This is a genomic window from Vibrio gelatinilyticus (genome assembly GCF_022836845.1).
Classification (GTDB): domain Bacteria; phylum Pseudomonadota; class Gammaproteobacteria; order Enterobacterales; family Vibrionaceae; genus Vibrio; species Vibrio gelatinilyticus.
Genome location: NZ_JAJNNZ010000014.1, coordinates 59,799 through 80,170, shown reverse-complemented (window position 1 = coordinate 80,170; position 20,372 = coordinate 59,799). Strand labels below are relative to the sequence as shown.

Below are 20,372 nucleotides of genomic sequence, written 5' to 3'. Positions count from 1 at the left end.
CCTCGGGTCCCCATGTTTTCTAGCGACTTCATTTAAGGGATAGGCAATGTATCCCCTTAACCGCAGATAATCATTTAAGATAACCCATTTCCCGCGGCAACGACTCGCAGCATCCGTTGAATTTGAGCCTTAAGCTAAGTCTATCCGTACTAATAATGGTATCAACAGTGTGGAGTGCATATCATGATTCGTAAAGCAGACCTTAAGCGGCAAATCGACACATTATCTTTGCAACCAACCATTTTAAGCTACGCAGATGCAAATCATTACCTAGCGGGTGCAGAAGATAGTAAGGGTAATTTCTTCTCGTTATCTGATGACAATAGGCAACCTGTCATTTTTAACTCAATTTATGAAGCGGAAACCTGTTTACACAGACTGGGTGTTAGGCAAGCGAAACTGCATTTACAAACGGCGTACGACGAGATGATAGGGCACGACGAATCACTTCCATAAGGTACAGAAAATCATACCGTATTGTCCCAATAGGTGGATAAGCCCGAAGCTTAAATGAACAATTGATATATCAGCGAACATCTTGAAGCTAACGGGCTTACTATTGTGATTGGCTATAAAGCGTCTGCGAGTATTGTCTCAATTGTCGGTAAATCTATCGCTCTGTTTTCCCCGAGCTGGGTAAAACCTTTGGCTTTTAATTTCTCTAGGATTGCTTCAATGGCATCTTGCTTGTCGCCAGTGTGCTCAACCAGTCGAGTTTCAACCTCTAGAGAGTTATAAAACGCCTCGATAGCGTCAACAGTGCGCTCTGCAAGATCATCTGAAGGACAAAGTGCAAAGACGTTTCTGCCCATTTGCTCGAGTTTAGCGCGCTTGCCTTCAATCTGATTACGAAGCAATGAAGGCTGCACTATGGCCAACGAACGAGCGTGGTCAACCTTCCACAGAGCGGTTAACTCGTGTCCCATCATATGGCTGGCCCAGTCATGAGGAACCCCTGAGCCTAAGAAGCCATTCAATGCCTGATTTGCAGTCCACATCAGGTTTGCATGCCAGTTGTCATCTCGCTGAGTAAAGTTTGCGCCGAGTACCAACAGGTTTTTAAGTAGCGTCTCGGCATACCCTTCTTGAACCATGTTGCCTGTCGGGACCGTAATATACTGCTCACAGACGTGAACCCACGCATCGACTAGTCCATTAATTAATTGACGTTCTGGTAGAGTTTTCATTGCGTCTGGATCTAGTACAGCAAATTGCGGGCGTACGAGTGGCGTTAGGAACCCTTGTTTTTCATTGGTTGCTTTTTTGGTGATGACACCTGCCATATTCGATTCAGAACCTGTTGCAGGGAGTGTGAGGACGACGCCGAGAGGGAGTGCGGAATTGGGCTGATAGTCGCCAGTTATTAGATCCCAGCTATCGCCGGAATGCAGGGCAGCAGCGGCAACAAACTTTGCACCATCGATAACAGAGCCTCCACCAATAGCAAGGATATAAGTGATCCCTTGCGCTGCCACCAATTCAATGGCTTTGTCCATTGTCTCTTTAGTTGGATTAGGCTCTACACCAGAAAATTCGTACCATTTATGGCTTGATAACGCGTTGGCTACCTGGTCATAAACGCCATTTTTTTTAATGGATCCACCTCCATAAATGACGAGTACATTCGCATCGGAAGGAATAGCGTTGGTGATTTGTTCGATTTGACCTTGTCCGAAATGGATCACTGTCGAATTAACGTAGCTGAATTTCATCTGGAGAGCCTCTAACTTCAAAAAAGACTGATCATCTTTCTGTATGGGGGATTATTGATTTATTATCGATATAAGTAGAAGGTTGGGGGCAATGGGCGAGCTTTCAAGAGTAAAAGCTCGCAAATGAGTCAATCGATAATTATTTAACCGCAGTTTGTTGGCTTTCCTGCGACTTTCCGCTCTTGGAGGAGTTCATCGTGTAGTGCCTTCAGCTGGTTATTGGCGGCTTCGGTAGAGCTTACAGATTGGCTCAGCGCGACGAACTTAGAGACGGCACGATCAACGCCCGATTGGTTATCTCTATCATAATCAATTAATGCTTGCATCGCGATACCCGCTTCTTTGTAGGACTCTTGGGATGCTTGTTCGGCACTGAGTGCACTTCGAAATGCCGTGTCGTAATCACAGGATATTAAGGCGTTAACAGCAGCATCAACATCAGGTCCAAAATTGAGCGTAGGTTTACTGGAGGGAGTAGGCTGTTGCGCTTTCTGTTGCTGTTGATCCTTATTCGACCCACTGACCGCGCCGGCTGCACCCCCCGCCAAAGCACCAGCAGTGACATTCCTACTGAGTCGGTAGGTATTAACTTCGCCATCGACGATCAAATCGGTGAGTGCACCCAACATCCCAGCCGACACCGCACCAACAGCAGCCCCTTCCGCTGCGCCTTCTACTGTATTAGCGCTACACCCCATTAAAAGAGCGGTCAATACCGTAATGCTCGCCATCGGTTTAATTCGATTCATAACTCATCCTACTGATAAATTCGTACTTTTTTTCAAGTATATACGCTATGTGACGTAAGTAAATTGCCAGATTATATATCCGGCGATTCGGGATTCTTTTTCTAGGTGACGCTTCGAGGTAGTTGAGAATTTAAGTCGGGAATTTGAGAGTGAGAAATGGGCCTATCACTTGATTACTAGCGCAAAATAATGAGTCTATTTTGCAGTTTTTCAGCAGTAATTTGCGAGTCATTTCTTGAATTTCGCTAAAGAAATTCAAAAGATTAACGAATTTACCTTTCTTTTTTTACGTGGCAACTAAAGTTAGTGCGACCCATAAAACATGCTGTTGCAGTACAACTAATTTTGTATTTAGTCGCAGCTTTACATTCAGTATAAGTTAGGAAGATTAATGATGATAAGTTCGACACAAGGAATTGTGCATTCGCGAGCTAAGCGAATCGCTCAGCTGATATTGCTAAGTAGTTTGGCGCTAGTTGCACATGCTGTTCATAGTGCTACGGCTGACGCAAGTTGCCGGCCAGATGGGCTTTACCAAACAGAGGGCGTGAGTGTTCCATATTGTACTGTCTACGACGCTGAAGGGCGTGAAAACATGGGGGCAGATCACCCAAGACGAGTAATAGGCTACTTCACCAGTTGGCGCGCGGGAGATGACCCTCAAGCTACGTATCTAGTTAGTGATATTCCTTGGCAACAACTTACTCATATTAACTATGCGTTTGTGAGCATTGGTAGTGATGGAAAGGTGAATATTGGCGACGTAAATGACCCTAATAACCCGGCGGTCGGTAAAGAGTGGGCGGGTGTTGAGGTTGACCCTGCTTTGGGCTTCAAGGGGCACTTTGGCGCGCTGGCAACCGCCAAAAAGAAATACGGGGTAAAAACCTTGATTTCGATAGGGGGCTGGGCAGAAACCGGAGGGCACTTTACTGCTGGTGGTCAGCGCGTTGCTGATGGTGGATTCTACACTATGACCACCAACGCAGATGGTTCGGTAAATCATCAGGGAATCGAAACGTTTGCTACATCAGCAGTTGAAATGATGCGCAACTACCAGTTTGACGGACTTGATATTGACTATGAATATCCTACGTCTATGGCGGGCGCAGGTAATCCAGACGATGCCGAGTTTTCTGAGTCACGTCGACGTTATCTAATGGCATCTTATAAGGTGTTAATGAAAACATTAAGAGAGAAACTCGATCGTGTAAGTGCACAAGATGGCATCCATTATATGTTGACGATAGCCGCTCCTTCATCGGGGTATTTACTACGCGGAATGGAAACAATGTCAGTCGCCAAATATCTCGACTACGTCAACATCATGTCGTATGACCTGCATGGTGCTTGGAACGATCATGTTGGACCCAATGCCGCGTTATTTGACACGGGTGAGGATTCAGAGTTAGCGGCTTGGAATGTGTACGGCACCGCCGCTTATGGTGGCATCGGTTACCTCAATACAGACTGGGCCTATCACTATTTCAGAGGCTCAATGCCTGCAGGACGTATTAATATCGGCGTGCCTTATTACACACGTGGTTGGCAAAATGTTACTGGCGGGACTAACGGCTTATGGGGAAGAGCGCCACTACCTAATCAATCTGAATGCCCGAAAGGCACCGGAGAGGGCGAAAAAAACAATTGTGGCTATGGTGCGATCGGGATCGACAACATGTGGCATGACAAAGATGCGAATGGCAACGAGATGGGCGCGGGATCCAATCCGATGTGGCATGCGAAAAACTTAGAAAAGGGAATTTGGGGTTCTTATACTCAAGCCTATGGGTTGGATCCTGTTAACGATGAAGCCGATCAGCTTGTTGGTCACTACGCGCGTTTTTACGACAGTGTCGCAGTGGCACCTTGGCTTTGGAATGAACAGAAGAAAGTTTTCTTATCGACTGAAGACGTCGAGTCAATCCATGTCAAAGCTGACTATGTTATTGATAAAGAGATTGGCGGTATTATGTTTTGGGAGTTGGCGGGTGACTACAATTGTTACGTTCTTGATAGCAATGGTAATCGAGCGAGTGTGGATCTTACAGAGCAGGCGTGTATTTCTGGCAATGGCGAATACCATATGGGTAATAGTATGACCCAAGCTATTTATGAAAAATTTGCCCATGCGACGCCATATGGAAACAAGGTAACCACTGGTTTAATGCCAAGTGAAGCGGTGGATATTACGGTCTCCATCGACGGGTTTAAAGTGGGTGACCAGAACTACCCAATAAACCCAAAAATCACTTTTACTAATAACACGGGTACGGACTTACCGGGCGGTACTGAATTCCAGTTCGACATCCCTACATCGGCTCCAAGCAACGCCAAAGATCAATCTGGCGGTGGTTTAAAAGTGATAGCTTCTGGTCACACTAGAGCAAACAACATCGGTGGTCTAGACAGTGAATTGCACCGTATCGCGTTTAAATTACCGAGTTGGAAAACTCTGCCAGCTGGCGCAAGCTACGAACTGGATATAGTGTACTATTTGCCCATTTCAGGCCCCGCTAACTATACGGTCAGTGTTAACAATCAAGACTATGCTTTCAAGTTCGAGCACCCGCTATTACCTTTAGCTGATTTGACCGCGGGTGGTAACACAGGGGGCGGAGATAGTGGTGGGACTAATCCAGGCAGTTGTGATACGGCGGGCATCAATACTTACCCTGACTTTCCTCAGCTAGACTGGAAAGGTGACCCAAGCCATGCTAGCGGCGGAGACAAGCTGATATATGATGGTGTGGTCTATGAAGCGAAATGGTGGACAAATTCTATACCAGGCAGTGATGGCAGTTGGAAAGAGGTGTGCGCTTTCTAACCTGACAACCACGAAGTGAAAAAGCAATCGCCACTCAATCTGAGTGGCGATTGGATTAAAAACAATAGCCTTCGGGTACGACGACAATACCCTGCGAAGATATATGAAAGCGTTTGGCATCTTCTTTTAGGTCTATACCGATCGTGGTGTTGTCAGGGATCACAACATGTTTGTCGATGATACAATTCGCTAACTGGCAATTTTCCCCAACAGTCACGCCATCAAATAAAATGCTATCGGCGATGGTCGCGCCATCGTTGATTCTTACATTTGAAGACAACACTGAATGATGGACTGAACCTCCTGAATTGATGACACCGTTGGAGATAATGGAATTAATAAAGATACCTTCATTTCCTGTTGCTGATGGGACGGTGCGTGCTGGAGGTAATTGAGGCTCGTACGTTCTGATTCCCCAGTTCTCTTGATATAGATTCATGGGTGGGACGGGTTCTAGCAAATCCATATTGGCTTGATAGAGTGAATCAATTGTTCCCACGTCACGCCAATAGCTGTCTTTTGCCACTCGACCTAAGTCATCACCAAAATGATAGGCATAGACACCTTGTGAGTCTATGAGCTTTGGAATGATGTCTTTACCAAAATCATGGCTAGAATTGGCAAGCTCTGAATCGGTCTCTAAGGCCTGTTTCAAAGCCTCCATTTCGAAGATATAGATACCCATTGATACCAGTGATTTGCTCGGGTCGTTGGGCATTGCAACAGGAGCGCTAGGTTTTTCGTTGAAGTCGATGACTTGCATGCTTTCGTTAGTCTCCATGACCCCAAACGCGCTGGCTTCGCCACGAGGAACATCCATACAGGCAACCGTTAATGTGGCATTATTTGACTTATGCTGCTTAAGCATTGCGTCGTAATCCATGCGATAAATATGGTCACCTGAGAGTACAACCACATGTTTGGCATCGCTGCGCGATAACAGCCATAGGTTATGAAAGATAGCATCAGCAGTACCTTCGTACCATTTTCCGCCCTTGCGCATTTGAGGAGGCACGACTGTAATGTATTCGCCTAGCTCAGGATTAAATATCGACCAACCGTCGCGGATGTGTTTATGAAGAGAGTGTGACTTATATTGAGTGAGTACCAATATTTGTCGTAATCCCGAGTGCAGACAATTGGTCAGAGTGAAATCAATAATGCGGTACTTCCCACCAAATGGTACAGCGGGTTTTGCGCGATGATCGGTAAGGGGGCTAAGGCGCGAACCCATGCCACCTGCGAGGACGATAGTTAGCGTATCTTGCATTGATTACTCCCAATGTATGTGCGTTAAGTGGACTACGCGTTATTACTATCAAAAAACAAGCCAGTATTTAACTCCCTGTAAAGTAGAAGATTTTTAAACTAAATAGGTTTTCCGTGCACTGTCGTAGAGCAATGCAAAGTCAGGCGCGCACCAAGATGAGGCAACGATGAAATTACTATCAGAGTCATCTTTTATTCAACACAGATCAATATTAGTGGCAAAATTTCCATTAACTCTGCGTGTAGAGCGTATATTTTAAGTAACTGAACAGCTATCACTTCTCGATAGCAATATCGTTTAAAAAACAGGTATGAAGTATGAAAATTCGATTTATCAAAGTGGTATTCATCGTGTTGATGGCGGTTTTTTCTTTCTCATCTTGGTCGCAAACCGCAAAAGAAATCGTTGTTGAATCGGATAAGTCGATGCGTGGCGATTCGAGCTTTAGTGAGTTGACTATGCGTATTATTCGACCGACGTGGTCTCGGACGATGAGCATGAAAAGTTGGACTAAAGGACAGGACTTATCCTTAGTGCTCGTCACAGCTCCAGCCAAAGACAAAGGTTCGGCATCGCTAAAACGACAAAAAGAAATGTGGAACTGGATACCTAATATTGAAAGGATCGTTAAGATCGCCCCTTCAATGTTGGGACAATCCTGGATGGGGTCCGACTTCACCAATGATGATCTCATTAACCAATCCTCAATCGTGGTGGACTATACACATGAGTTACTAGGGGAGGACATGTTTGATGGCCAAAAAACATGGGTGATTGATGCTTTTGCTAAACCTGATGCTCCTGTGGTGTGGAGTAAAGTTAAACTATGGATATCTAAGGAGGACTACCTCCAGCGAAAAGTCGAGTTTTATGATGAATTTGACGAAAAAGTGAATACGATGCAAACCTTTGATATTAAAAAACTTGGCGGCAGAATGGTCGCGACCAGGATGGAAATGATCCCCGCAGACAAAGAAGGACATAAAACAGAGATGGTGACACACCAAGCGCAATTTGATTTCGATATCGGCGATAATTTCTTCTCGCAAAGCCAAATGAAGGCCCTCAGGGACTAATGGAGGCGACATGCTCTTAAAGCTTGCATGGCGAAATTTATGGCGGCAGAAACGGCGAACTTTGTTAACGGCGTCTGCGTTATCTCTCGCGTTATTGTTGTCCCTTCTAACTCGAAGTCTTCAAGAGGGCAGCTACTCAACCAATATTGATAATGCGGCGCGTTTCTATACTGGATTGATTCAACTACAAAATCCAGAATATGCTGACAGTGGCGGCATTGACGATGTCTTACCTGGCAATAATGACTACATTGCCCCGGTGCGCTCTTTGGCAGAAGTGACACACGTTTTGCCCCGTATCGAGTCTGTTGCGCTTGCGGCTGCAGAGGATCGGTCAAAAGGAGTATTGGTTCTCGGCGTCGATCCTAATCTGGAAGATGAATACTCTCATGTAAGTGATAAACTCTCTCAAGGTCGTTTTATCAGCAATAATGATAAAGGTATTTTGGTCGGAGAAGGTTTGGCCAAGTATTTGCAATTGAATGTCGGCGATGAAATTGTGCTCTATGGTCAAGGCTTTCAAGGGCAGACAGCAGCAGGGCTTTACACTGTAAATGGTTTGTTGAGATTTCCGGTAAAAAGCTTAGATAACCAATTGGTTTATATGCCCATTCAATCTGCTCAATTCTTATATAGCGCCCAGGATTTAGTGACATCCTGGGTGATACACACAGAATCTCTTAATGACATCCCTAATGTTGAAAACAAGCTGAAAGAACTCATGGGACCTGATGTCAGCGTGAGGGATTGGCAGGATCTATCCCCCGAGATGGCCCAACAGATAGCGATGGATAGAGCGGGTGGAATATTCTTAATTTACATTCTCTACGGAATTGTAGGGTTTGGGCTGTTTGCGACAATAATGATGATGACATTAGAGCGTCAACGTGAGTTTGGTGTGATGTTGGCAACAGGTATGGAGAGGAAACAACTTATAGGCCTGTTGTGCATAGAATCGCTCTTTATTTGTCTGATTGGTATCCTCATTGGCGTGACGCTGTCACTTCCTATTCTTGGTTATTTTTACTTTAATCCCATAGAAATAACCGGAGACGCCGCAACGATGATGCTTGAAGCAGGTTTTGAACCGATATTGCCAGTGTCCTTGGATATTGGACTATTTATCGATCAAAGCATTGCAGTGTCGGTCATTTTAGCATTGTGCTTAATTTACCCCAGTTGGAGAATTTGGCGCATGGAACTGGTTTCGGCATTAAAAGGAGGTGCGCATGCTCATTAAGTTGGCGTGGCGAAATCTTTGGCGCAATAAGCTGCGTACCTCGATAATGTCGGGCGCAATGGTGTTTGGCCTTATGGGTGTGGTTGCCATGATGGGATTCTCCAATGGCATGACAGACAGTATGATCAACAATGCCATTTCATGGCAAACCAGTCATGCTCAGATTCATAATCGTGCTTTCAATATCAATCCAGACATTAATGATTTTATTCATTCACCACAGCTTATAGAGCAACACCTCGATAACAATAAGGACGTCCAGCGCTGGGTGTCGCGTTTTCTGGTCGATGGAATGATAGCGTCTGCGAGAAGCACCAGAGGTGTACGCATTAATGGTATCGACCACGAAAAAGAGCGAGCTTTCACGCCAATCGCTGAGCACCTAGTTGAGGGCTCATGGTTAGACTCTACAGGACGAAATCCCATTTTGGTGTCATCGAAAACGGCCCAGCGTCTCAAGCTACGTATTGGCAGCAAAGTTGTCATTACCTTTACCAACCCTCAAGGTGAAGTAACCGGCGCCGCCTTTAGAGTAAGAGGTATTTTTAAAACGCCGTCTACTGCGTACGATGATGGGAATGTTTTAGTACGTAAGAAAGACATTCAAGCGCTGTCGCAGCTTGAGCAAGTCCATGAGTACGCTATCTTCACACAAGGCGCTTCAGGTGCAGCAAGCGAAGTGTTTGTAAGACAATTAGTGGCTCAACTAACCAATCAATTAGACGACGACATAGATGTGCGAGGTTGGTACCAGATTCAGCCTCTATTAGCGACAATGATTTCGACCATGCAGACCAGTAATCAGATCATGCTAACGGTGTTTGTCATTGCCATGGCATTTGGCATCGTCAATATCATGCTGATGTCTGTGTTCGAGCGAACGCAAGAGTTTGGCGTTCTGATGGCCGTTGGCATGCAAAAGCACAAAATTTTTGGCCTAATACTATTAGAAACATTAATGCTTGGTGTACTTGGTGCGCTTTTAGGCATTTTAGGCAGTATGTTGATGATCAAAATTATGCAAATAACCGGGCTTCCTCTTGGTTCGATGGCGGAAGGCTTAGGAGCCTATGGTGTTGACACCGTGTTGTACCCGAAAGTGACGAATGGTGAATATGTGATGGTTCTGATGACCGTTTTTACAGCGTCTTTGTTTGCGGCATTGTATCCCGCAAGACAAATACTTAAGCAACGCCCGGTTGATGCGTTGGCAGATAAGCACTAGAGGGTAGCGTGAATGACCATTAATATCGATAAACTGAACAAGATATATAATCCTGATAGTGAGTTTCCTGTTCATGCCGTCAATGATCTGTCTTTGCACATTGAGCAAGGTGAATTTGTGGCGATTATGGGACCTTCAGGGTCCGGTAAAACTACGATACTCAATACGCTCGGGGGAATAGACACTCCAACATCGGGTGTTGTTGTTATCGACGGAAACAATATTTGTGAGCTATCAGAAAAAGAGTTGATCGCGTTTCGTCGAGATAACATCGGCTTTATCTTTCAAGATTACAGTCTATTACCGGTTTTAACTGCCTTAGAAAATGTCGAATTTGTTATGCAGCTACAGGGCCTAACCGAAACTCAATGTCGCGCACGTGCAGAGGCGTTGCTAGAGCAAGTAGGACTGGCTGATCAAATGCATAAACGACCGAAAAAAATGTCTGGTGGACAACAGCAAAGAGTCGCGGTTGCCAGAGCACTAGCGCCGCGGCCAAGGTTTGTGATGGCGGATGAACCGACCGCGAATCTAGATGCGCAAAGCACCAGCGAGTTGCTCGATATCATGCAACACCTTAATGAAGTCGAAGGGACGACTTTTATCTTTTCAACCCATGATCCACGGGTTATAAAGCGAGCGAAACGAGTCATCGTCTTTGAAGATGGCAAATTAGCTTCGGACACCATGCAAAGTGAGTCATTGTTACCGTCTTCGGCGACACAAGATAGTGTAAACCAGGCGGTATGATTTTGAGGAAACGAGTCGCTATTGCGGTGATGCTAGGCACGGTTATCTCTGGGTTCAAAGCATATGCAGAGATCCCGGGCTTGGCTCCAGAGAACCATTGGGATCTCAACGGGTATGTAAAATATATGGCGACAGGGACCATTGTCGACCATCAAGACAATACCCTCGATCATTTAGTTCATCAGAGGTTCAATTATGAGTATCGCTTTAACTCCCACTTTCGCGTCAATGTCGGTATGCGAAATAGGGTCATCATCGGCGATAGTCTAAGCGCTCCTTTCTACTCTCAAATTATTGAGTTAGATAATGGCTACTTTGATCTTTCAAGCAACTTGATAGACAACGACAATTTGATTCTTAATAGCCAACTTGATCGCCTGTACTTAGACTGGAAAAGTGATGGCTGGAACATCAGAGGTGGTCGCTTTCGAATCAATTGGGCGATGAACACTGTTTGGAACCCAAACGATATTTATAACGCGTACTCAATATATGACTTTGATTATGAGGAGCGCCCAGGTTCGGACGCAATCTCTATCAGCAAAAAGCTTGGTTTTGCCAGCAGCATCGATCTGGTATATAGCCCTTCGAAAGACAGCAATCTAGATAGGTACTCTGCACGCTACCTCTTCAACATTGAAGGTTGGGATATTCAGGCGCTGGCAGGTAAAGCCGGACTTGACTATGTGATAGGTACCGGATTCGCGGGGGATGTCTACGGAGCGGGGCTAAGAGGAGAGTTGACATGGCTTGATCCTTGGATGGACCAATACAAAGGTCAGACATTTAAGAAAACGTTCGTTTCTAGTATCGAGACCGACTACAGTTTTGGTGGAAAACGAAATTGGCTGGCCCGTGCTTCACTACTGTACATCGGCGAACCGCAACCCGTTTCCGATGCCGTCCTGTATCTGACACTTCCTCTGACCGCACGCACGTTGAGTTTTACCACCTATACTGGCTACGCGGATGTAAGCTTTGATGTGACACCGCTAAGTAAAGTGACATTTTCTGGTAGTTACTATCAGGACAACTCATTTTTTGTTGGCCTATCAAACAGTTATTCACTAGCCGATGACTGGCAGTTGCTCACTGTTTTGCAACGTTTTGACGGCGCTACAGGCAGCTTGTTTGGCCAAACACCATCAACTTTGTTGTTCGCTAATATTAAATGGGCCTTTTAGAAGCGGTATTTTTTGGGAGAAAGTCGAATTATTTAACTCTTTTGTATTCACCGTGTTTATATTAATTACAAAGTTGTTAAAAAAAACTTTATTTCTGGTCCGACTTGCCGATATATTGATTGAGTATTAACTATTTGAGGTTTAAGGATGAAACTCTCGATATCAGCAAAGCTTAGACTAGGTTTTTTAGCGCTTGGTGCATTGTTTATTATCTCATCACTTTTTGTTTTCCGAAGTGTCAATCAGGTTCAGAGTCAAACCACTAATCTTATTCAAAATGACTTACCCACGGTCGATGCGAGTCGCCACCTTGGGCAATCGCTTCAGTCAATGGTCTCTAGCCTACGAGGCTTTATGCTCACAATGGGAAATGAAGAATACGTTGCGGCCTATCGTAGCGAAGTATCGCAGTTGATTGATGCCGCGGACATTCGTTTTATTAGCCTTGAATCTTTGGTCGACGCAGAGAAATATGCCGAGCTTACTGAACTTTGGGATACGATAAAATACGATGCCGGTGAAGTTCTAGAACTTGGACATACAGATGAAGATCTACCTGCACACGAACTTTTCATCAACGAAGCAGCGCCAATCGCTGAAGTGGCCCTTGACCAGTTACAGGGGCTGATAAACGACGAAGCGAGTCGTAGTGAGGGGGGAGAGCGAAAACGGCTCTTTAAGCTCTACGCCGATGGCTATACCACTTTAGCAAATGCTCTGGCTTCTTTGCGAGACTACCTCCAATATGGTCAACAAGACTATCTTAATAAGTACAATGACTTCATGAAGTCTCATCAGAAAGTTGTTAAAGAGATCGGTTCGATGGAGTCGTTATTAAGCGATAGTGATGAAAGCTTGTGGTCCTTGTTTAAAGAAATGCAGGCTTTGTATCTACCTTTAGCGAACCAGGTAGTGAGCTTGAGGCAGTCATCTCAATGGAACCAAACTAATTTTATTATGGATATCTCGCTTGTTCCTAGCTTGAAAGAGATGGAATCCCAATTGAATGATATCGTCGTTACTCAGCAACAGGGTGTTATCACAACAGAAGACAACATTGCTGAAAGTGTGGTGATGGTCATCTCTCTATTGGTAGCAAGTTGCGTAATTGCGGTTGTTTCAGCATTAGTTATCTCAACCTATATGGGGCGACATATTGGACAACGGGTTGCCTTGATATCGCAGCGTGCACAGTCTATTGCTGGTGGTGATGTATCTCATGAGCCACTGCAAGAAACCGGTGGAGATGAGCTGACCTACCTAACATCGGCTATCAATTCAATGAACAATGCGCTTGCAACTTTAGTGGGCGGCGTGACCAGCAATGCGCAATCGGTACACCAGCGGATGGAGCAGGTTGCGACGAGTAGCAAGGCAACGGTCAATCAAGTCGAGCAGCAGTCCAGTCACATTCAAGAGATGGGGTTGTCTTTGTCTGAAGTGGCAGTCGGTGCGGAACAAACAGCACAGCAAGTGAGTATATCTTCGCAAGCACTAATGGAATCAAAGCAAGAGCTTAGGAATGGGGAACTTGCTCTTTCAGATAATCAGAACAGTATGGCGGAGCTTGCGTCTGCTATCGAGACCACTCAGGTCATTGCGGCGCAATTGGTCACTGAAAGCGATTCAATCGGTAAAGTGACCGAAGTGATTGAAGGGCTGGCAGAACAGACTAACTTATTGGCCTTGAATGCCGCGATAGAAGCAGCAAGAGCGGGTGATCAGGGGAGGGGTTTTGCTGTTGTTGCTGATGAAGTCCGAATGCTTGCGAGTCGAACTACCGAGTCTACCACTGAAATTAATGCCATCATACAAGCCATACAGGCGTCAACTTCCAAGGTGGTCGAGCAGATACATGTTGGAAGCAGAATGGCTGAAACAGCGGTCAACCATACTGAATTAGCCACGAGTAAAATTAAATTGACAGGAGAGCAAGTCGATATTGTTAATGACCAAATGGCAAGCTTGTCGGCCACAGCCGAGCAACAAGCTCAAGCGACACAGTCTATTTCCAATCTCGTCAATACCATCAATGAGTCTTTGAAGACCGTCGCAAGTCAGTCTCGTCATGCAGATGATATAACCGAGTCGGTACGACAAAGTGTCAAAGAACTGCACCAACAAGTCGACAAATTTACCGTGTAGGTAAAAGACACACTAAAAAGCCCCGAATAATTCGGGGCTTTTTAGTATGTTACACGTTTAAATTAGCAAGATACGTAATTACAATATTGTGCTCTTTTGAAATGGATAAAATTTATTGGAGATACAACTGTTGGCAAAAAACGGTCTTTCGTTTTGGTATGCTGCCGCATTTATATTTGGAGCAATCCAATTGGTTACTTTACTAACTCTCATATCCACAGAGCCTTAACCTGATATTTATGGTGGTCACAGTATGCGCGTTATTAGCTCTGAGTTTTTCGATGGTGACCTTAAAAGAATGAAATAGTCTTGCCTTGATTGGTAAAGCTGCCGGATAAACTGGCAGCTTTGTTTACTGATTAAAGCAGATCTCGGATCCGGAAATAAGACATTGCTAGGACCAGAGTTGGCGTTCTAAATAATCGGCCACCGGGGAAGGGCATGTGAGGGATCTTATCAAAAATCGCAAAACGTTCGGCCGTCGTTGCTATACACTCTGCCATTAGTGTCCCTGCCATCCCCGTTGCGGCAATACCGTGACCAGAAAACCCTTGTGCAAAATAGACATTAGGTGCGAGCCTGCCAAAATGTGGTGCTCTGTTCATCGTGATTGCGACATTACCTCCCCAGGCAAAATCAATAGATGCCCCTTTAAGTTGAGGGAATATGTCGACCATTCGCGATTGCATGGCTTTCTCTAAGTTGAATGGCGCCATGCCAGAGTAACTTACTCGCCCTCCAAAAAGCATTCGGTGGTCACCCGAGCAGCGGAAATAGTCGAGAACAAAGTTGATATCACAAGCCGCAATGTGGTTTTTCATTAAGCCACCAGTGACCTCTTCACCGAGAGGCTCTGTCGCACACACATAGGTACCAACGGGCATGACTCTATTCTCTAACTTTGTTTCTAACCCGTCCATATAAGCATTGCAGGCCAAAACAACGTGGTTAGCTTCGACAGTCCCGTCTTTGGTAAACAAAGTAGCAGGATCACCGTGTTCGATTTTCTTACATTCACTATGTTCAAAAAACTCAACGCCGGCTTCTTTGGCGGCTTTTACCAGTCCCAATGTATAGTTGAGTGGGTGTAAATGACCGCTATTGGAATCGAACATTCCCGAGGTATAACGGTCACTTGCAATGTTTTCTTGAGTTGTTGTTTTATCCCATAACTCTAAGGAGTGGTAATCGTAATTCTCACGAAGATCGTCATGCCAGGCTCTGAGTCCTTTATCGTGTCTAGGCTTTAGGCCAACGTGGACCATGCCATCACGCCAATCGCAATCAATATTGTATTTTTTGATGTTTGCCTTAGTCAGCGTAAGTGCATCGACACTAATATCCCATAATTGGCGAGCGTCAGACTTCCCGACCAGTTTTTCAAGAGTACTTTGCTCAGATGCCCAACCAAAAATCGCTTGGCCGCCACTGCGGCCCGATGCCCCCCATCCGATTCGCTTGCCTTCAAGAACAATGACCTTGAACCCACGGTTGGCCAATTCCAATGCCGCTGTTGCGCCCGTGATGCCAGAGCCAATGACACATACGTCGGCCTTGTGAGCCCCTTTCAATACCGGAAAATCAAGTTGCTGATTGGCCGATGCGGCGTAGTAAGAATTGGTGTGCTTTGGTTTCATACATTGTATCCTTGCATGGAGAAACTTATTTGTACCATTGATATTCTAGTGGAGAGACCTGAGCAGAAAAGCGCTCTTGCTCATGCTTTTTGTTTGCCAGATACACTTTGCAAAACTCTTCGCCGAACTGCTGTTGCAAAAATGTGCTCTGTTCGAAGTGGTGCAATGCCGCGTCCCAGGAAATAGGAAGATGAGGAAGTTCAACGAGCGAAGCATCACCTTCTATTGGCGCTGGTGGTAATTGCTGCTTCTCCATCCCATCGAGTATTGACACCAAAATGACCGAAGCGGTGAGGTATGGGTTAACATCTGCACCAGACAGACGATGCTCAATACGGCGGTCGTGTTTTTCGCTTGCTGGCACACGCACGGCAACAGTTCTGTTATCCCAACCCCAAGTCGCATGTAATGGAACAAACATGTTCGGTTGGAGCCTACGGTAAGAGTTGGCATTAGGGGCAAAAATCGCCATGCTTTCATCGAGATGACTCAATAGCCCTGATACAGCATGAAGCAGAGTATTTTTGTCTTTACCAAAGATATTAAAACCTTCGCTGTCCAGCACGCTAACGTGAACATGACAACCGTTACCGGCATAGTCGGTATATGGTTTTGCCATAAAGTTGGCATAAAAGCCGTGTTTTTTTGCGACAGATCTGACAACTCGTTTGAGTAGCATTGCTTGATCACAAGCCAAAAGAACATCGGTAGTGTGTTTTAAATTGACCTCAAATTGGCCAGGTGCGTATTCAGCAGTGATGTTTTCTGCGGGAATTCTTTGTTCGTGACAAGTTTCGAGTATTTCATCAAGAAATGCTTTGAATTCATCAAGTTCTTCTAACGAATATACTTGAGTTTGAGTCATTCTCTCGCCACTGATTGGCATCAATGGTGGTTGAGGTTGCCCGTGTTCGTCGTGTTCTAAATCCTGTAAGTAGAATTCTAATTCAATCGCTACACACGGTGTTAGCCCAAGTTGTGAAAACTTATCCAGTTGAGTTTCGAGTAAATGTCGCGGGTCTGCAAAAAAAGGCACGTGAGATTTAGGTTCGAACATTGTGACAATGGCTTGGGCACTATTCTCTTGCCAAGGTGTTAACTGAAGCGAGTTCTCGACCAGTTTGCATATTCGATCCCCATCGCCTTTTTCGAAACCTAACCCTGTTTCTTCGACTGTTTCACCACAGATATCTAATGCAAAAACGGAAGCAGGTAAGCAAATTCCTTGTTCTGACACTTTTTCGAGTTGGGAGACATTGATTCGCTTTCCCCGGATCACTCCGTTCATATCGAAAAGCATAAGATCGACGGTTGTTACCTTGGGGTGTTGATTAATGAACGTTTCGATGATCCCTTCATTACTTCGATTACTATCACTGCTTTGTGTGACTGCTTGCTTTGCTAGCTCGCTCATCTTCAGTTCGCTCCCTAAACGTATTCAAGAATTTTAGGTTTGATTTTGAGGCCAACGGTAGTCAGGCCTTTTTGTAATAGTCGCACTGCTCGCCGACGAATGATGTTGTATGAATCAATGAAAAGATCACCAAGAACACATCATTAACCATACACACAATGTTCAGTAAATTACAACAACAATGTTAACTTTGTGTAAAGAAAAGCATGATAAGTTATAAAATAATTAACAAATTTGATTGACTTTTAAGCGCTTTGCCGTCCATGCTAGTGGTGCTTTATTGATAAATTCATTGTCGAATATAGGTTAAAAGTATTTATGGAAAAAATTAGCAAATGGATTGAAAGTAATCGAATTACCGAGGTTGAGTGTCTGATCCCGGATATCACGGGCAATGCCAGAGGCAAGATAATGCCTGCCAAAAAATTCCTTCGAGAAGGTGGTATGCGCCTTCCCGAAGTGGTTTTTTTTCAAACGGTGACGGGTGATTGGCCTGATGATGAAAGCATGATCGACCTTACCGAAAAAGACATGACACTTGAGCCCGACCCCAACACCATTCGTTTCGTTCCTTGGACGAAAGAGCCGACAGCTCAAGTCATTCATGATTGTTATACCGTCGATGGGGATCCCGTTGATATTTCCCCAAGAGCCGTACTTCGTCGAGTGTTAAGCCTGTATGAAAAAGAAGGTTGGAATCCAATCGTTGCACCCGAGCTTGAATTCTTTCTTGTTCAGAAGAATCTGGACTGGGACTATCCGCTTGAGCCACCAATTGGTCGTAATGGTCGCCCTGAAACGGCGAGGCAATCTTTCAGTATTGATGCTGTGAATGAGTTTGACCCAATCTTTGAAGACATGTACGACTATTGTGAAGCCCAAGAGTTGGATGTGGATACGCTGGTTCATGAATCTGGCGCTGCGCAAATGGAACTCAATTTTGATCACGGTGAGCCATTAGACAGAGCCGATCAGGTGTTCTTATTCAAACGCACCGTGCGCGAAGCGGCCCTTAAGCATGACGTTTACGCTACTTTCATGGCTAAGCCAATGGAGGATGAACCTGGCAGTGCAATGCATATTCATCAAAGCTTGGTCGATGCTAACGGCGTTAACCTGTTTGCAAATGAAGACGGCACTAACAGCGAACTATTTCTCAATTATATCGCTGGCATGCAAAAGTACACCCCAGCAGCGATCGCCTTTTTCGCACCGAACATCAACTCTTATCGTCGACTCGTCTTTGGTGATTCAGCACCAACCAACGTAGCATGGGGCGAAGACAACCGCACAGTAGGACTGCGCGTTCCAGTCTCTGAGAAAAACGCTCGCCGTATCGAGAATCGCTACGCAGGCGCAGATGCCAATCCTTATCTAGCGATGGCGTTAACATTGGCATGTGGCTATTTGGGCATGAAGGAAAAATTGACACCGACCGCTCAAAGTACAGGTGATATGACAACCGAGCCCTACTCTCTTCCTCACACTCTTGAGGATGCATTAGTGCTATTAGAACAAAGCGACGAGCTAAGAGAGATCTTAGGCGATCGATTTGTGTCGGCCTATGTCGCTATCAAGCGTAAAGAATACAAAACGTTTTTCCAAGTGATCAGTTCTTGGGAGCGAGAATTCTTATTGTTGAATGTATAAACCGTCATTTGGTTTTTTTGTCAATTCCTCTTAATGAGGATTCAAATCATAGCTCAGTCATTATTGACTATAAGTGGTGAATAACCACATATATATTAATGAAATGGAAGTGAACTTATGTCTAAATGGATAGAACAAGATAGTGCACACTGCTTGCACCCCTTCACAAACTTTAAGGCTCTGAACGCAAAGGGTTCACGTGTTATTACTAAAGCTGAAGGCATCTATATCTTTGATGAGGATGGTCACAAGATCCTCGATGGAATGGCGGGTCTGTGGTGCGTAAACCTTGGTTACAGCAGCCAACCTCTGATCGACGCTGCGACAGAGCAGCTTAAAGAGCTCCCATATTACAATCTATTCTTTCAGACTACACATCCACCGGCGGTAGAGCTTTCAACGCTTCTCGCTGAAGTGACGCCAGAGGGGATGAATCATGTTTTCTTCACGGGCTCAGGTTCAGAATGCAATGACACCGTGCTCCGAATGGTTCGACATTATTGGTCGAGCTTAGGAAAACCCGATAAGCAAGTGGTGATCAGCCGCAATAACGCATATCACGGCAGCACCATGGCGGGAGTCAGCTTAGGCGGTATGGGGTTCATGCGTGCTCAAGGTGGGTCACCTCTTCCAAATATTGTACATATTGATCAGCCGTACCATTTTGGTGAGGGTAATGGGCAAGATGCCAATGAATTTGGACTAGAAAGAGCACGTCAACTTGAGCAGAAAATTCTTGAAGTGGGGGAAGATAAAGTCGCTGCCTTTATTGCAGAGCCCATTCAAGGCGCGGGCGGCGTTATTATACCGCCTGAGAGTTACTGGCCAGAGATCCAACGAATTTGCGACAAGTACGAGATCTTACTGATTGTCGATGAGGTTATTTGTGGTTTTGGTAGAACCGGTGAATGGTTCGCAAGTCAGACATTTAACATCAAGCCGGACTTAATGTGTATGGCGAAAGGGATCACCTCAGGCTACTTGCCTTTGGGTGGCGTGATGGTCCGAGACCATGTAGCGAAAGTTCTTACCGACGCTGATACCGAGTTTGCGCATGGCTTCACTTACTCTGGGCATCCAGCAGCGTGTGCCGTAGCTGTAGCCAATATCAAAGAGATGCAAAGGCTTAATATCGTCAATCAAGTCCGAGAGGTGACAGGGCCTTATTTTGCCAAGCGTTGGTCAGAGCTTGCAGCGCATCCTTTAGTGGCACAAGCGAGGTCGAAGGGTTTAGTCGGCGCCATTGAATTGGTAAAAGATAAGTCGACCAACGAACGTTTTAATAAGGAATGGGATGTGGGAACACAGTGTCGTGAGCACTGTTTTAACAGCGGCGTCGTGCTTAGAGCCGTTGGTGACACGATGATTTGTTCTCCACCACTAATCATTAGCAAGGAAGAAATCGACCTACTGGTTGAAAGAGCCAAGCTAGCGTTAGAAAAGACTCTCGCAGACGTTCAGTCGTAGTCCGTCGAGAATACGAGAAAAGCAAT

The 20,372-nt window shown here is 45.3% G+C and carries 14 protein-coding genes and 1 pseudogene; 10 read left to right on the top strand and 5 right to left on the bottom strand.

What is annotated here, in order from left to right; all coding sequences use genetic code 11:
* The first annotated feature begins 183 nt into the window (after nucleotides 1–183).
* Nucleotides 184–456 carry a DUF6482 family protein gene (locus LNL84_RS15605; protein WP_244358480.1) on the top strand — a complete coding sequence of 91 codons (273 nt, stop codon included), beginning with the start codon at nucleotides 184–186 and terminating at the stop codon, nucleotides 454–456.
* Between the two features lie 113 nt (nucleotides 457–569).
* Here LNL84_RS15605 and LNL84_RS15600 read toward each other — a convergent pair whose 3' ends face one another.
* Together LNL84_RS15600 and LNL84_RS15595 are read right to left on the bottom strand one after the other, a co-directional pair.
* Nucleotides 570–1,712: an iron-containing alcohol dehydrogenase gene (locus LNL84_RS15600; protein WP_244358479.1), complete on the bottom strand. Its 1,143-nt coding sequence runs from the start codon at nucleotides 1,710–1,712 to the stop codon at nucleotides 570–572.
* Between the two features lie 143 nt (nucleotides 1,713–1,855).
* Nucleotides 1,856–2,461: a hypothetical protein gene (locus tag LNL84_RS15595; protein ID WP_244358478.1), complete on the bottom strand. Its 606-nt coding sequence runs from the start codon at nucleotides 2,459–2,461 to the stop codon at nucleotides 1,856–1,858.
* A gap of 511 nt (nucleotides 2,462–2,972) precedes the next feature.
* Here LNL84_RS15595 and LNL84_RS15590 point away from each other — a divergent pair.
* Nucleotides 2,973–5,288 (top strand): annotated as a pseudogene (locus LNL84_RS15590) (chitinase C-terminal domain-containing protein); the annotation flags it as partial.
* Nucleotides 5,289–5,343: 55 nt separating this feature from the next.
* Here LNL84_RS15590 and glgC read toward each other — a convergent pair.
* Complete coding sequence (glgC, locus tag LNL84_RS15585; RefSeq protein ID WP_244358476.1) at nucleotides 5,344–6,558, bottom strand: glucose-1-phosphate adenylyltransferase; 1,215 nt, start codon at nucleotides 6,556–6,558, stop codon at nucleotides 5,344–5,346.
* A 356-nt stretch (nucleotides 6,559–6,914) separates the two neighbouring features.
* Between glgC and LNL84_RS15580 the strand changes: the two genes are divergently transcribed.
* From LNL84_RS15580 to LNL84_RS15555, 6 genes are all read left to right on the top strand, one after another.
* On the top strand, nucleotides 6,915–7,634 hold the full coding sequence (locus LNL84_RS15580; RefSeq protein ID WP_244358499.1) for an outer membrane lipoprotein-sorting protein: 720 nt from the start codon (nucleotides 6,915–6,917) through the stop codon (nucleotides 7,632–7,634).
* A gap of 10 nt (nucleotides 7,635–7,644) precedes the next feature.
* A complete protein-coding gene (locus tag LNL84_RS15575) occupies nucleotides 7,645–8,874 on the top strand; it encodes an ABC transporter permease (RefSeq protein WP_244358475.1) in 1,230 nt (409 codons plus the stop codon).
* Entirely contained in the window at nucleotides 8,864–10,099 is a 1,236-nt protein-coding gene (locus tag LNL84_RS15570) for an ABC transporter permease (RefSeq protein WP_244358474.1), read from the top strand. The genes LNL84_RS15575 and LNL84_RS15570 overlap by 11 nt, the downstream gene beginning before the upstream one ends.
* A gap of 12 nt (nucleotides 10,100–10,111) precedes the next feature.
* On the top strand, nucleotides 10,112–10,849 hold the full coding sequence (locus LNL84_RS15565; protein ID WP_244358473.1) for an ABC transporter ATP-binding protein: 738 nt from the start codon (nucleotides 10,112–10,114) through the stop codon (nucleotides 10,847–10,849).
* Nucleotides 10,850–10,878: 29 nt separating this feature from the next.
* Nucleotides 10,879–12,033 carry a hypothetical protein gene (locus LNL84_RS15560; RefSeq protein ID WP_425244317.1) on the top strand — a complete coding sequence of 385 codons (1,155 nt, stop codon included), beginning with the start codon at nucleotides 10,879–10,881 and terminating at the stop codon, nucleotides 12,031–12,033.
* Nucleotides 12,034–12,180: 147 nt separating this feature from the next.
* Nucleotides 12,181–14,178 carry a HAMP domain-containing methyl-accepting chemotaxis protein gene (locus LNL84_RS15555; protein ID WP_244358471.1) on the top strand — a complete coding sequence of 666 codons (1,998 nt, stop codon included), beginning with the start codon at nucleotides 12,181–12,183 and terminating at the stop codon, nucleotides 14,176–14,178.
* 359 nt (nucleotides 14,179–14,537) lie between these two features.
* Here the strand turns inward: LNL84_RS15555 and LNL84_RS15550 are convergent, their stop codons facing one another.
* Nucleotides 14,538–15,815: an NAD(P)/FAD-dependent oxidoreductase gene (locus LNL84_RS15550; RefSeq protein WP_244358470.1), complete on the bottom strand. Its 1,278-nt coding sequence runs from the start codon at nucleotides 15,813–15,815 to the stop codon at nucleotides 14,538–14,540.
* 25 nt (nucleotides 15,816–15,840) lie between these two features.
* Nucleotides 15,841–17,229 (bottom strand): glutamine synthetase family protein, encoded by a 1,389-nt coding sequence (locus LNL84_RS15545; protein WP_244358469.1) that lies wholly within the window; start codon nucleotides 17,227–17,229, stop codon nucleotides 15,841–15,843.
* Nucleotides 17,230–17,547: 318 nt separating this feature from the next.
* On the opposite strand from LNL84_RS15545, the gene LNL84_RS15540 reads away from it, so the two are divergent.
* Entirely contained in the window at nucleotides 17,548–18,879 is a 1,332-nt protein-coding gene (locus tag LNL84_RS15540) for a glutamine synthetase family protein (RefSeq protein WP_244358468.1), read from the top strand.
* A gap of 117 nt (nucleotides 18,880–18,996) precedes the next feature.
* Nucleotides 18,997–20,346, top strand: a complete 1,350-nt coding sequence (locus tag LNL84_RS15535; RefSeq protein WP_244358467.1) for an aspartate aminotransferase family protein — start codon at nucleotides 18,997–18,999, stop codon at nucleotides 20,344–20,346.
* Nucleotides 20,347–20,372 lie beyond the last annotated feature (26 nt).

Coding starts and splice junctions, on each gene's coding strand:
- LNL84_RS15605 (WP_244358480.1), top strand. CDS start 184: ATGATTCGTAAAGCAGACCTTAAGCGGCAAATCGACACATTATCTTTG.
- LNL84_RS15600 (WP_244358479.1), bottom strand. CDS start 1,712: ATGAAATTCAGCTACGTTAATTCGACAGTGATCCATTTCGGACAAGGT.
- LNL84_RS15595 (WP_244358478.1), bottom strand. CDS start 2,461: ATGAATCGAATTAAACCGATGGCGAGCATTACGGTATTGACCGCTCTT.
- glgC (WP_244358476.1), bottom strand. CDS start 6,558: ATGCAAGATACGCTAACTATCGTCCTCGCAGGTGGCATGGGTTCGCGC.
- LNL84_RS15580 (WP_244358499.1), top strand. CDS start 6,915: ATGGCGGTTTTTTCTTTCTCATCTTGGTCGCAAACCGCAAAAGAAATC.
- LNL84_RS15575 (WP_244358475.1), top strand. CDS start 7,645: ATGCTCTTAAAGCTTGCATGGCGAAATTTATGGCGGCAGAAACGGCGA.
- LNL84_RS15570 (WP_244358474.1), top strand. CDS start 8,864: ATGCTCATTAAGTTGGCGTGGCGAAATCTTTGGCGCAATAAGCTGCGT.
- LNL84_RS15565 (WP_244358473.1), top strand. CDS start 10,112: ATGACCATTAATATCGATAAACTGAACAAGATATATAATCCTGATAGT.
- LNL84_RS15560 (WP_425244317.1), top strand. CDS start 10,879: ATGCTAGGCACGGTTATCTCTGGGTTCAAAGCATATGCAGAGATCCCG.
- LNL84_RS15555 (WP_244358471.1), top strand. CDS start 12,181: ATGAAACTCTCGATATCAGCAAAGCTTAGACTAGGTTTTTTAGCGCTT.
- LNL84_RS15550 (WP_244358470.1), bottom strand. CDS start 15,815: ATGAAACCAAAGCACACCAATTCTTACTACGCCGCATCGGCCAATCAG.
- LNL84_RS15545 (WP_244358469.1), bottom strand. CDS start 17,229: ATGAGCGAGCTAGCAAAGCAAGCAGTCACACAAAGCAGTGATAGTAAT.
- LNL84_RS15540 (WP_244358468.1), top strand. CDS start 17,548: ATGGAAAAAATTAGCAAATGGATTGAAAGTAATCGAATTACCGAGGTT.
- LNL84_RS15535 (WP_244358467.1), top strand. CDS start 18,997: ATGTCTAAATGGATAGAACAAGATAGTGCACACTGCTTGCACCCCTTC.